The organism is Achromobacter sp. JD-1, from assembly GCF_038594925.1.
Classification (GTDB): Bacteria; Pseudomonadota; Gammaproteobacteria; order Burkholderiales; family Burkholderiaceae_B; genus Achromobacter; species Achromobacter spanius_C.
The window spans coordinates 235,715-248,156 of record NZ_JBCGCS010000009.1 but is presented as its reverse complement, the minus strand read 5'-3'; the positions used below and the strand labels follow the sequence as shown (position 1 = coordinate 248,156).

General features: G+C 64.5%; 11 protein-coding genes and 1 pseudogene. 5 read left to right on the top strand and 7 right to left on the bottom strand.

The features are described from left to right. Positions 1–73 precede the first annotated feature (73 nt). A complete protein-coding gene (locus tag WBR68_RS16500) occupies positions 74–664 on the bottom strand; it encodes a HutD/Ves family protein (protein ID WP_230694759.1) in 591 nt (196 codons plus the stop codon). Then, positions 661–1,404, bottom strand: a complete 744-nt coding sequence (hutC, locus tag WBR68_RS16495) for a histidine utilization repressor (RefSeq protein WP_230694758.1) — start codon at positions 1,402–1,404, stop codon at positions 661–663. Before hutC ends, WBR68_RS16500 begins: the two co-directional genes overlap by 4 nt. Positions 1,405–1,548: 144 nt before the next feature. Between hutC and WBR68_RS16490 the strand changes: the two genes are divergently transcribed. Then, a complete protein-coding gene (locus tag WBR68_RS16490) occupies positions 1,549–1,839 on the top strand; it encodes a metal/formaldehyde-sensitive transcriptional repressor (protein ID WP_050446836.1) in 291 nt (96 codons plus the stop codon). A gap of 27 nt (positions 1,840–1,866) precedes the next feature. Then, positions 1,867–2,976, top strand: a complete 1,110-nt coding sequence (locus WBR68_RS16485) for an S-(hydroxymethyl)glutathione dehydrogenase/class III alcohol dehydrogenase (RefSeq protein ID WP_230694757.1) — start codon at positions 1,867–1,869, stop codon at positions 2,974–2,976. An 83-nt stretch (positions 2,977–3,059) separates the two neighbouring features. Here the strand turns inward: WBR68_RS16485 and WBR68_RS16480 are convergent, their stop codons facing one another. From WBR68_RS16480 to WBR68_RS16465, 4 genes are all read right to left on the bottom strand, one after another. After that, positions 3,060–4,202: a glycosyltransferase gene (locus WBR68_RS16480; protein ID WP_127186220.1), complete on the bottom strand. Its 1,143-nt coding sequence runs from the start codon at positions 4,200–4,202 to the stop codon at positions 3,060–3,062. Continuing rightward, entirely contained in the window at positions 4,202–5,212 is a 1,011-nt protein-coding gene (locus WBR68_RS16475; RefSeq protein ID WP_050446838.1) for a hypothetical protein, read from the bottom strand. The genes WBR68_RS16480 and WBR68_RS16475 overlap by 1 nt, the downstream gene beginning before the upstream one ends. Positions 5,213–5,578: 366 nt before the next feature. Continuing rightward, positions 5,579–6,625, bottom strand: coding sequence for an agmatinase (gene speB / locus WBR68_RS16470; RefSeq protein ID WP_230694756.1), 1,047 nt, complete (start codon positions 6,623–6,625; stop codon positions 5,579–5,581). A 39-nt stretch (positions 6,626–6,664) separates the two neighbouring features. Next, entirely contained in the window at positions 6,665–8,068 is a 1,404-nt protein-coding gene (locus tag WBR68_RS16465) for a sodium:solute symporter (RefSeq protein ID WP_127183221.1), read from the bottom strand. Positions 8,069–8,252: 184 nt separating this feature from the next. Between WBR68_RS16465 and WBR68_RS16460 the strand changes: the two genes are divergently transcribed. The 3 genes from WBR68_RS16460 to WBR68_RS16450 all read left to right on the top strand — a co-directional run bounded on the left by WBR68_RS16460 (position 8,253) and on the right by WBR68_RS16450 (position 12,088). After that, positions 8,253–9,362: a YcjF family protein gene (locus tag WBR68_RS16460; protein WP_127183220.1), complete on the top strand. Its 1,110-nt coding sequence runs from the start codon at positions 8,253–8,255 to the stop codon at positions 9,360–9,362. Between the two features lie 239 nt (positions 9,363–9,601). After that, complete coding sequence (locus WBR68_RS16455) at positions 9,602–11,686, top strand: putative bifunctional diguanylate cyclase/phosphodiesterase (protein ID WP_083447363.1); 2,085 nt, start codon at positions 9,602–9,604, stop codon at positions 11,684–11,686. A gap of 189 nt (positions 11,687–11,875) precedes the next feature. Further along, positions 11,876–12,088: a DUF1059 domain-containing protein gene (locus WBR68_RS16450; protein ID WP_050446842.1), complete on the top strand. Its 213-nt coding sequence runs from the start codon at positions 11,876–11,878 to the stop codon at positions 12,086–12,088. Between the two features lie 14 nt (positions 12,089–12,102). Here WBR68_RS16450 and WBR68_RS16445 read toward each other — a convergent pair. Further along, a pseudogene (locus WBR68_RS16445) lies at positions 12,103–12,442 on the bottom strand (ornithine cyclodeaminase); the annotation flags it as partial.

Sequence of the window (12,442 nt, the reverse complement as noted above, 5' to 3'; positions counted from 1 at the left end):
CGTATGGAAATCGCGCAAACCCTTCGATGTAAACCTCTTTATGGCCAGCCAGGCTTGCGCCAAACCATAGAATCTACGTGCCTTGTGGGGTCAGCTCTATCATGCAGGCGTCGATGTTGCCTTGCAGGCGGTACTCCGCCAGGCCTGCCTGGCCATGGCTGTGCAGGCAGTCGTACCGCGCGTGCAGCGTGTGGCTTTCGCCATTTACCTGCGCCACCAACGCAGTACCCGCATTCAGCACCAGCACATCGGGCGCGGCGCTATGGAACACGCAGGATGCCGATATCCATTGCAGCCGTGCCTGATAGCGGCCAGGCGCATAGATCAAATTGAAATCCCGGACCGGCCCGTTCAGCAAACGGCAATGCACCCGCGCATCGCCCGGGAATGCATACGCCTCACGGGGTATTAACGGCGCCTGCTCGTGTCCTTCGATCGTCAACTGAATCCCCGCCCCTTCCAGCACGGTGATGATCCGCTGATAGCCATCGAACGCCGAAAACCCGCCGTCCTGCGCCACTTCGGCAATCGACAGGCGCCAATCAAACGCAGCGCTGCTGCCGCCCGGGTTGCGGGCGACCTCTTGCGTGATGCCACCGCCGTTCTTCCACGGCATGCGCGGGTAATCGGCGGCGCGATACAAACGGATGTTGCGCGGTGTCATGTCGTGAACTTGCCTTCCAGGCGGTGACGCGACCCGGGGTGGATAAGACGCGCAAGCGTCACGGCGCGCTCGCCCGACCAGGTGCGACGGCGGATCAGCAAACACGGTTCGTTGCGCTCGATTTGCAACAACTGGCATTCACGCGGCTTGGCCAATATGGCCTCGACCACGTGCTCGCCCTCGCTAAGCGGCGCCACGCGCGTCAGGTATTCGTAGGGGGTGTGCTGGGTGAAGTCCTGCTTCAGGTAGTCGGGCGCCAAGCGCACATTGACGTAACGGTCTTCCAACTGGATCGGCACGTCGTCTTCAAAATGCACGATCACGGAATGGAACACGGGCTCGCCCGCGCGCAATTCCAGCGCCTGGGCCTGTTCGGGCCCGGCCGGTTCTTCCGCCAGGCGCACCACGCGGCTGTGATGCCGATGATTACGCGCCGCGATCTCATCCGCGATGTTGTTCACCGCAAACAGCGCCGAACGCGCCTTGGGCTGAGCCACGAACGTGCCCACGCCCTGCATCCGCACCAGCAGGCCTTCGGCAGTCAGCTCGCGCAGCGCACGATTGATCGTCATGCGGCTGAACCCCAATTCGTCGACCAGTTCGCTTTCCGATGGCACGCGGTAATGCGCGGGCCAGGCGCCGGTGCGGATCTGCTGGGCGATCATCTGCTTGACCTGTGCATACAGGGGCGCCGGCAGGGAATGGGTTTGAACGGGCAATCGGGGGGGAGGAGAAGCCACGGATGCATCCTGGGTGGGCGCCGCTGGGGCAACCCCCAAGGCGCAGTGAAAAAATCGGCCTCCAGTATAGACAGGTACATATGTCTTGCGAATTGCCCGACGGTTTTCGTATACTCCCCCCCTGTATCGTTTTCGGAGCCTGCCGTGCCGCATTCGCCGGAAGAAAAAAAACGCGTCGTCACCCGCTTGCGCCGTATCCAGGGGCAGGCGTTAGCATTGGAACGCGCGGTCAACGAGGGCACGGAATGCGGGGCGCTGCTACAGCAACTGGCCGCCTTGCGCGGCGCCGCCACCGGCCTGATGGCCGAGGTGCTGGAAAGCCATCTCCGGGAAACCTTTCTGCAATCCGCCCAGGGCGGGCCGCAACACACCGGGATCAACGCTGAAGCCGAGGTTGATCAGCTGATGCGCATCGTCCGTTCCTATTTGAAGTAATTCCCCCGACATTCGTGGAGCCCAACTATGAAATCACGCGCAGCAGTCGCATTCGAACCCGGCAAGCCGCTGGAAATCGTTGAAATTGACGTCGCGCCCCCGCAGCGCGGCGAGGTGCTGGTGCAGATCACCCACACCGGCGTCTGCCATACCGACGCCTTCACCCTGAGCGGCGACGACCCCGAAGGCCTGTTCCCCGCCGTGCTGGGCCACGAAGGCGCGGGCATCGTCGTGGAAGTGGGCGAAGGCGTCACGTCCCTGAAACCCGGCGACCACGTCATTCCGCTCTACACGGCCGAATGCCGCGAGTGCAAGTTCTGCCTGTCCGGCAAGACCAACCTGTGCCAGAAGGTGCGCGCCACCCAGGGCAAGGGTGTGATGCCCGACGGCACCTCGCGCTTCAGCTACGAAGGCAAGCCGCTCTATCACTACATGGGCTGCTCGACCTTCAGCGAATACTCGGTCGTCAACGAGATCTCGCTGGCCAAGATCAACCCCGCCGCCCCGCATGAAAAAGTCTGCCTGCTGGGCTGTGGCGTCACCACCGGCCTGGGCGCCGTGCACAACACCGCCAAGGTCAAGGAAGGCGATACCGTCGCCGTGTTCGGCCTGGGCGGCATCGGCCTGGCCGTGATTCAGGGCGCGGTGCAGGCCAAGGCCGGCCGCATCATCGCCGTGGACACCAACCCGAACAAGTTCGTGCTGGCCAGCGCCATGGGCGCCACCGACTGCATCAACCCCAAGGACTACGACAAGCCCATTCAGGACGTCATCGTCGAACTCACCGATGGCGGCGTGGACTTCTCGTTCGAGTGCATCGGCAACGTGCACGTGATGCGCGCGGCGCTGGAATGCTGCCACAAGGGTTGGGGCGAAAGCATCATCATCGGCGTGGCCGGCGCGGGCCAGGAAATCAGCACGCGCCCGTTCCAGCTGGTCACCGGCCGCGTGTGGCGCGGCTCGGCATTCGGTGGCGTGAAGGGCCGCACGCAACTGCCGGGCATGGTCGAAGACGCCATGAGCGGCAAGATCAACCTGGACCCGTTCGTAACGCACACGCTGCCTTTGGAACGCATCAACGAAGCCTTCGACCTGATGCATGAAGGCAAGTCGATCCGCACGGTGATTCACTTCTAAGTTCCTGGCCCGTCGCGGTATCAAAGAAGGTCCGACGCATTTCCTGCGCCGGACCTTTTTTCATGACACCCGCAAGACCGCGATCAGGACGTCAGGCCGAAGTGACGGGCGGGCGTCCTGCCCTCCAGGTACACCAGTTCGGTCTGCCCGACAAACTGCGCCAGTGAGAACTCTCGCAGCGCGGTGTTGCGGGCCTCCTCGCCCATCTTCAACACCACGCCGCGGTCGTTCAGGATGGTGGACACCGTCGCCATCACATTGCTCACCGAACCCGGCGTCACCACCCAGCCGTTGCGACCGTCGGTGACGTTCTCGGTCAGCCCACCCATCTTGCTGACGATGACCGGCTTGCCGGCCGCCATCATTTCGCGGCAGGCAAATGAAATCGTCTCCAGCCGGGACGACAAGACAAAACCCACATCCAGCGCGGCCAGGACCGGGCGGACATCGTCGAGCAGCCCGGTGAACACCACCTGATGCGTCATGGCCAGATCAGCCACACGCTGACGTTGCGCGGCATCGGGTTCCTTGCCGGCGATCAGGATCACGACCTGATCACGCTGATGCTCGGGCAAGAGCGACACGGCCGTCACCATGTCCAGCCAATTCTTATAGGACGCGGTGCCCGCGTTGCTGCCGATCACAAAGCGGCGCCGCATGCCTTCGGGCAGCAGCGCGGCGCGCGCCTGCGCCGCTTGTTCCGGGGTAGCCGGCTGGTACTTCTGGGTGTCCACGCCGTTGTGCACCACGCGCAGGTCTTCGTCGCGGAAAACCGATTCCTTCATGCGCCCGAACGTATGGCCGCAGACGCAGATGACGCGGTTGGTGCCCCACTTGGCCCGCACGCGTACGCCCAGGCTCTTGCCGCTGCGGTCGTTGTGCTGCGTGTAGACGATGAACGGGCGCTTGGCCCCCATGCCCACGGCGGCCAACATGCACAGGCGGTGGTCGGCGGAGCCGTTCACGTGGATGACGTCAAACCGCTCCTTGCGCAGCAACGTGCGCAGGCGATGCAAGGCGCCTAATTGCTGAAACGGTCGGCCTTTGAACTCCAGGTCAATCGAATGCACGCCGGGCAAGGCATCCGCTTCGGCCAGCAGGCGGCTGCCGCGTGGCGCGGCAACCGTGATCTGGGCGCGCTGGCGCAGCATGCGCGCCAGGGACATGACGTAGGTCGTGTGCCCGCCGCCATCGCCCTGGTGGAAGTTGGTGTAGAGAATTTTCATCATGACAGACCTGCAAGCCGTTGCGGGGATGGCGGTGATTCCCCTTGATTGAGCAAACAGCTCCAATGGCGCTTTTCAAACACGTCGTCGCCCAGGCGGCTGTCGGTGGACAGGTTGTAGACCTTGACGCCACGCTCGGTCAGCAGGCGGCTGGCCTGGCGGAACGCGGGTTCGATATGCCCGGCAAACTGCCGGTCCAGCGCGGTGGCCAATTGCGCGCCGGGGTGTTCATAGAAACGCGGACCCGCCGTGGCGGTCAGGTCTAGTCCATGCAAGTACAAGGTGCGCGCGCCCATCCACGCCAGCAATTGCAAAGCGGTATACGCGACGGTGCCGCCCCCGAAAAGCCCGCGCGCCGGGTTCAGGCTGAAGCCGTGCGCGTGCTGCGGGTGGTGGGCGTCGAACAGCACCAGCTCGGCATCGTCGGCCAACTGGGTTTCAAGCTCGTGCGGCTGCGCGCGCGCCTGCAGTGCACGCTGATGCACTTCTTCGAACAGCGCGATGCGGCAGCGGACGGTCTTCGCATCGAACAGGAACGAGATCCATCGATACACCTCGGGCGTGACGAACAGCAGCAGGTCTTGCGACAGCACGTCAGCCACCAGATCGCGCCGACGCTTGACGAAGCCCGCATCCAGCATCGCGTAGTAATGAAAGCGCAATGTCGGGTGCGCGCGTCGCAGCGCGATGGAGCCATTCACGCCCATGACAGTGCCCAGACGGCACCGCGCGTAGTCGATCTGGGCAACCGAGGGGCCGCTAAGAATCAGATGCGCGTCGCCCGGTATGTCCTGCGGCACCTGCGCCATGGGCAGCGTCGCCGGGCCACGCACGCCGACCAGGTCGCACGCCACCAGCCGTTCGCGACCATCGCGGCGTACCTTCACCAGCGGCCAAAGCGTTTCGTTGTGCCGATAGGCGCCGTCGCGGGTATAGCGGTACAGATAGCGAAAGCCCTTGGTCAAGGGGCGCGAGCGGAGCAGACGAGGAACGAGGGCAAACCGGGTCATGAATGGTGCCGCTGAAAGCGCGGCGAAACCTTGCGAGGCGCTGATTCTACGCAGCCGATTCCCGTCTCAGGAAGTTCGAAACATTTGAGATGTAACAGCGTGGAAAGGACGCCTTCGCGCCCCATTTTTCCACGCAAGCCCTGCGTGAGCGCTGCTTCCCACATAGCGGAATAAGCACCGTCGCTTGCCCCGAATCAGCACCATTTCCGTGCATGGTTACCCTGCCGCTGATACCAGGCTTCCATGACGGGGCATTTGCCGCGCTTGTACCTTCCATTACCATTTGCGCCAAAGCGAAAGGCGATTGCAAGCTTCTCCCGGACGCGGCGACCCGTCCCCGTTGACGGGCACCGCCACCCGATGTGCTCAGCCCGCATGCCGGACACTGATCAAGCTGAGAATCTCGAAAAGCATCTGCGCCCCCGCATGCGCGGTGTTGGCCGTGGCGTCATAGGCGGGCGCCACTTCGACCACGTCGCCACCGATGATGTCGATGCCTGCCAGGCCGCGCAATATTTCCTGCGCTTCGCGCACCGTCACGCCCCCGACCTCTGGTGTGCCCGTGCCGGGCGCGAAGGCAGGATCCAGGCAATCGATATCGAACGAGACGTACACGGGCGTGTCGCCCACGACGTCCAGCGCCCGGGCAATGACCGCGGGCACGCCCATCCGCCCGATGTCTTCCGCGTGGATCACCGTCATGCCGGATTCATACGAAAATTCCCACAGGTACTCCGCCGACCCTCGAATACCGATCTGTATGGTGCGGGTAGGGTCCAGCACGCCGTCCAGCACCGCCTGGCGAAACGGGCCGCCATGGTGGAAGCGACTGCCATCAAAAGGCCCGCCCGTATCGCAATGCGCGTCAAAGTGGATCAGCGATACCGGCTGACGCCGGCCAAGGGCTCGCAGGATCGGCAGCGTGACGGAGTGGTCGCCACCCACCGACACGGGGATGACGCCCGCCGCAAGGATCTGGGCGTAGGCGCGTTCGATGTCTTCGTGCGACTGCTCCAGGCTGAAGCGGCTGCGCATGGGCACGTCGCCAATATCGGCTACGCGCAGGTCGCGCGTGGGGGTACAGCGCAACACGTGGTTATACGGGCCCACCCGTTCAATGGCGCGCAATGCGCGCGGCCCGAAGCGGCAACCGCTGCGGTTGCTGGCGCCCAGGTCCATCGGCACACCGGCCAGCGCCACTTGCAGGGCGCCGAAATCAGGCGACTGCCAGTCGATGTATCCGGCAGGCGCGTCCAGCAAGGTGGGCATGCCCGCATAGGGCGCGCTGCGCGTGCCGCTGTTGTCGATGATGTTTGCGGCTACCGCCCGAAAGTGGGCGTCGTGGATGGCGGCTTCGTTGTCGCCGCCGAAGCGGGCGCGCAGCGCCGCAAGGCGTTCCGGGGTAAAGCTCATGGGTTGCTCCTGGATAGGGATGGAATTCGTCGGCGCGGATCAGTCGGCATCTGCCGGCGACACCACGGGGTGCCGAGAGGGTTCGCTGGCGCGGCCCATCAGGCTGATCAGCACGAAGCTGAGCGCGCTGGCGGCCAATGCCGCATAGATCGGCGAGTTGGCCGCCAGGCCGTCCTTGACCATGAAGACGATGGCCGCGGCGCAGCCCAGCAACATGCTGGCAATGGCTCCGGCGGTGGTCGCGCGGCGCCAGTAGATGGCGCCCAACAAGGGCACCAGCATGCCGCCCACCAGCAGGTTGTAGGCGCAGGTCAGCGCGCTGAGGACGTCGTCGACCACCAGCGCGATACCCACCGCCGACAGTGCCGCCAACAACGTGATCACGCGATGCGCGCGCAGGTCCTTGAAGGGCCGCCCCCCGCGCAAGGCCGGCAGCAGGTCTTCCGCCAGCACGGTGGCGGTGGCCAGCATCGTGGCGCTGGCGGTAGACATCATGGCCGCCAATGCCGCGGCGATGACCAGCCCGCGTATGCCATCCGGCAACTGCGATTGCACGATGGCCGCGAAGGCGTTGTTGGCGTTTTCCAAACCGGGAAGCAGCACCTGGGCCGTCATGCCGATCAAGGCGCCAACCAGCCCGTAGACAATGCAGTACAGGCCGGCGGCGGTGCCCGCCACGCGGGCCACGCGTTCGTCGCGGGCGGTGAACACACGCTGCCATATTTCCTGGCCGATCAGGATGCCCAGGAAGTAAATGACGAAGTACGTGATGATGGTGCTCCAGCCGATGGTGGTCAGGTCGAAGCTGGCGGCCGGCAGGCGGGCGACCAACTCGTCCCAGCCCCCGACCCGCATCAGGCAGATGGGCAGCAACACGAACATCAGCCCAACCGTCTTGATGACGAACTGAACGATGTCGGTCAGCGTCAGCGACCACATGCCGCCCAACGCGGAATACACCGCGACAACCCCGCCGCCCACCACCACCGCCACCCAGAACGGCAGGTCGAACAGCACTTCCATCACCGTGCCGATGGCAATGACGGAAGTCGCCGCCAGCATCAGCGCATAGGCCATCATCACCAGCGCGCTGACGTGCTTGGCGCCGGCGCTGAACCGGCGTTCAAGGATCTGCGTCACGGTAAAGATGCGCAGCTTCAGCAAGGGCTTGGCCAGCACCCGGTTCAGCACGATGATGCCCAGGCCCAGCGTCCCGCATAGCCAGAACCCCGACAGGCCGTACGTGTACCCCAGCCGCACCGTGCCCACCGTGCTGGCGCCGCCCAGCACCGTGGCCGCCATGGTGCCCATGTACAGGCCCGGCCCCAGATTGCGGCCCGCCACCAGATAATCTTCATGCGTCTTCGCGCGCCGCATGCCATACCAGCCCAGCAGCAGCATGCCCGCCAGGTAAATCGCGATCACGGCGATGTCCAAAATCATGTCCGAAGTCTCCTCACCAGCCACGGCAGCAATGGTTGTTTTGAATCCGGCGTGCCTGCCTGCACGCCGGACTTATCAGGCAACCCGGATCTTCGTTCAAGCCGTGCCGAAAATATCGCCATTGGCGCGAATGTCGGACGCATCTGATATCGTTGCTCAATCCCCCGCCTTAGCGCCCACCGCCATGCCGCCTCTCCGCCCCGACTCCCCCGCCTTGCAGGACGCCATCGCCGACGCCATCAGCACGGCCACGCGCGGCGCGGGCCGCGTGAACATCCTGATCGCGGGCAAGACCGGGGTGGGCAAAAGCACATTGATCAACGCGGTGTTCCGGGGCGAACTGGCCAAGACCGGCGCGGGCAAGCCCGTCACCCAGACCACCCAGGAATACACCAGGGCCGGCCACCCGCTGACCATCATCGACACACGCGGACTGGAAGTGGGCGACTACGCGCGCTCGCGCCAGCAGTTGGCGGATCTGATCCAGGAACGCTCGGCGTCCGACGACCAGGACAAGCACCTGCACGTGGCCTGGCTGTGCATCCAGGACAGCAGCCATCGCGTGGAAGACGCAGAGATCGAGCTTGCCGACATGCTGGCCAACGCCGGCATTCCCGTGGTGGTGGTGCTGACCAAGGCGCGCAAGAACAGCCCCTTCGTGGACCAGGCGCGCGCCCTGCTGCCGCGCGCCAAGCAGGTGGTGGCGGTGCGGGCGCTGCCGGAATGGATCGAGGAACTGGACGCGGAACTGCCGCCGATGGGTCTGGACAAGCTGATCGAAGTCACGGCTGAACACATCCCCGAGGCGCAGCAGCGCGCCTACGCCAACGCGCTGTCCACCCGCAACAAGAAGGCCCTGGAAGTAAAAAAAAAGCGGGCTGAGATAGAGGTCAACGTGGCCGCCGGCCTGGCGGCTTCCGCCGCCGCCGCGCCCATTCCGTTTTCCGACGCCTTCGCGCTGGTGCCGATCCAGGTCGGCATGATCGCCAAGATCGGCATCACCTTCGGCATGGAGCTGGACACCACCGCCATCACCACGCTGGTGACCTCCACGCTGGGCGCCTCGGCGGCCACGCTGATCGGCCGGTCGGTGGTGTCGGGCATGCTGAAGTTCATTCCCGGCGCGGGCAGCGCCGTGGGCGGCACCATTGCCGCCACCACCGCCGGCGCCATCACCAAGCTGCTGGGCAATGCCTACGTGGCGGTGCTGTACGACTTTTGCCAGAAGAACCCGGGCAAAGACATCGACATCGGCATGATCGCGCAAGCGCTCAAACAGCGGGTCAAGCTCTAAGCCGCGCCAGCGCTGCCCCCCGCCGCCGCCCAGGCGAACGCAATGAATTGTGTTTGCGCGACATCATTCGATAGATTTGCGCCTTTTCATGCGCTCGGCTTAACTATTGCGCGCCATACGACGTAAAGCCGTATATCCCTTCGTCTTTTCGCGGGACGGCCCACGCCGGCAGGAACGCAATGCAAGCACACGTGCTGGCGCGACGCCCCTGCGGCGGGTTCGGCTCCCGTCACCTCCCAATGATCATCGATAATTCCGACGTCATGTACCGGCACCTTGTGCAAGGTGTCATCGACTACGCCATCTACATGCTGCACCCGGACGGCACCGTCGCCAACTGGAACGCCGGGGCGCAACGCGCCAAGGGCTACACGCAGGAAGAAATCGTCGGCAAGCACTTCGCCTGCTTCTATAGCGCAGCAGACCAGGCGTCCGGCCTGCCGCAGCGCGGGCTGGCCACCGCCCGCGAACAAGGACGCTTCGAGGCGGAAGGATGGCGGGTGCGCAAGGACGGCACGTTGTTCTGGGCGAATGTCGTCATCGACGCCATCCACGACGATCAGGGCGAGCTGCTTGGCTTTGCCAAGGTCACGCGCGACATCACCGAACGGCGGGAACGCGAACAACAGCTTGTCCGCGCCAAGGAACTGGCCGAGCACTACAACACAGAGCTGACGTCGCTGTCGAGCTTTCTGGAAGCCGTGGTGTCGCACATTCCGTCATGCGTGCTGGTGCTGGATGCCGTGTCGCGCAATATCCTGCTGGCCAACCGCCAGGCCGAGGCGACGTTCGGCGCCACGCGCGCCGACATGTTGGGCAAGACCGCGCAGCAATGCCTGCCCGCGCCCGTCTGCGAATTTTTCGACCGCCTGACCCACGACGCCCTGCGTTCGGATGGCGCGCTGCGCGAAGCGGAAGAAGAATTGCAGACCGCGCGCGGCCTGCGCACCTTGCGCACGCGCACGCGGGTATTCCACAGCAGCGACCCGCGTTCGCGCTACGCGCTCTTGATCTCCGACGACGTCACCGACGAAAACGCGGCGCACGCGCAAGTGCGCTACATGGCGCACCACGACACCTTGACCGGCATGCCCAACCGCCGGCTGTTTCGCGAACAGCTGCTCAAGGCCCTGCAGAACCGCGTGGGCGACCGCCGCACCGCCGTGCTCTGCCTGGACCTGGACAACTTCAAGAGCGTGAACGATACGCTGGGCCACCCTTGCGGCGACGAACTGCTGCGCCTGCTGGCCAAGCGCCTGCCCAAGGCGCTGCGCGAACAGGACACGCTGGCCCGCCTGGGTGGCGACGAGTTCGCCGTGGTGCTGCCCAACATCGGCCAACAGGAAGACGTGCGCAAGCTGGCCGACCGCTTGATCGAGGCGGTGCGCCAGCCTTTCGAGGTGGACGGCCATACCGTGCCCGTTACCGTCAGCATCGGCATCGCCCTGGCGGAAACGACGGACTGCACGGCCGACCACCTGCTGCGCTACGCCGACATGGCGCTGTACGAAGCCAAGCGCAACGGCCGCAACCGCCTGGCGTTTTTCGAACCCGAGATGGAGGCCGCCGCCCTTAAGCGCCATGAAATCGAGATGGACCTGCGCCAGGCCATCATGGAGCAGCAGTTTCAATTGCATTACCAGCCCATCATGGATGTCAGCCACGTCCGCATCGTGGGTCGCGAGGCACTGATGCGCTGGCAGCATCCGGTGAAGGGTCTGATCATGCCCGACGACTTCATTCCCATCGCCGAAGAAACCGGGCTGATCCACGAGCTGGGCGCCTTTGCCCTGCACGAAGCTTGCGCGCAAGCCATGCGCTGGGACGACCACGAAACCGTGGCGGTCAACCTGTCGGCCACCCAGTTCACCAACAGCGCGCTGGTGTCGCTGGTGGAATCGGCCCTGTCGAACTCTGGCCTGCCCGCACGGCGGCTGGAATTGGAAATTACCGAATCGGTGCTGCTGGCGAATTCCGCCGCCAATCTGACCACGCTGAACCGCCTGAAAGCGCTGGGCGTGAAGGTGGCGCTGGACGACTTCGGCACGGGCTATTCATCGCTGGGCTATCTGCGGTCGTTCGACTTCGACAAGATCAAGATCGACAAGTCGTTCACGCAGGACGTTGAATCCAGCAAGGAAGCGCTGGCCATTATCCGCGCCATCAACGGCATTGGGCGCAGCCTGGACATTCCCACCACCGCCGAAGGCGTGGAGACCGCGGCACAACTGGCGCGCTTGACCCAAGAGGGCTGCTCGCACTTCCAGGGCTATCTGCTGGGCCGGCCGATCTTGCACGACACGCCAACGAACGACCCGGTCTAAGGATGGCGGGGCGGCATGAATACAGGGGCCGACCCCGCATTTTCCCGCTACGCCACGGCCGCGCCAGACCTATACTTTTGACATCATCGGGTGCGCTGCGACGCGCCATCCCGCCCGATGTCCCAGTATGCAGCGCGTCGGAAATTCCATCGCGCAAGCCGCCCCCGGGCGCTGCGCAGGGAGAACGTCATGACCCGCAAATACATCGATTGCCGTGAGTACCCCAGTGACATGAACTGCTCGGTGGCCCTGGCCGCGGATAGCGACGACGAACTGCTGGAAGCCGCCGTGCAGCACGCCACCACCGTACACAAGCACACTGACTCACCCGAGCTGCGGTCGCAGTTGAAAGGCATGTTCCATGAGGGCACGCCACCGACCCAGGCGCCCACACGGGCGTAGGGGGAGCCAAGCCTTCAACCCGCGCCACCTGTCGTGACGCGGGTTGCCGCAAGCACCACGTCGAACAGGTTCTTGGGGTCGTGCAATTGCGGCGCCACTTCAATGCGGGTGCCCACGCCCAGCCGGGCAGCGCTGTCGCGCAACCAACGCAGGGCCGAGAAATCCTCCAGCGCAAACCCGACTGAATCGAAGATGGTCACCTGGGACGCGCTTTGGCGTCCGGCCGCCTGGCCCGTCAGCACGCGCCACAACTCCGTTACCGGAAAATCCGCGGGCATCTGCTGCAGGTCGCCTTCAATGCGGGTCTGCGGTTCGTACTCAACAAAAACAGGGCCCTGCTTCAGCACGTCGGCA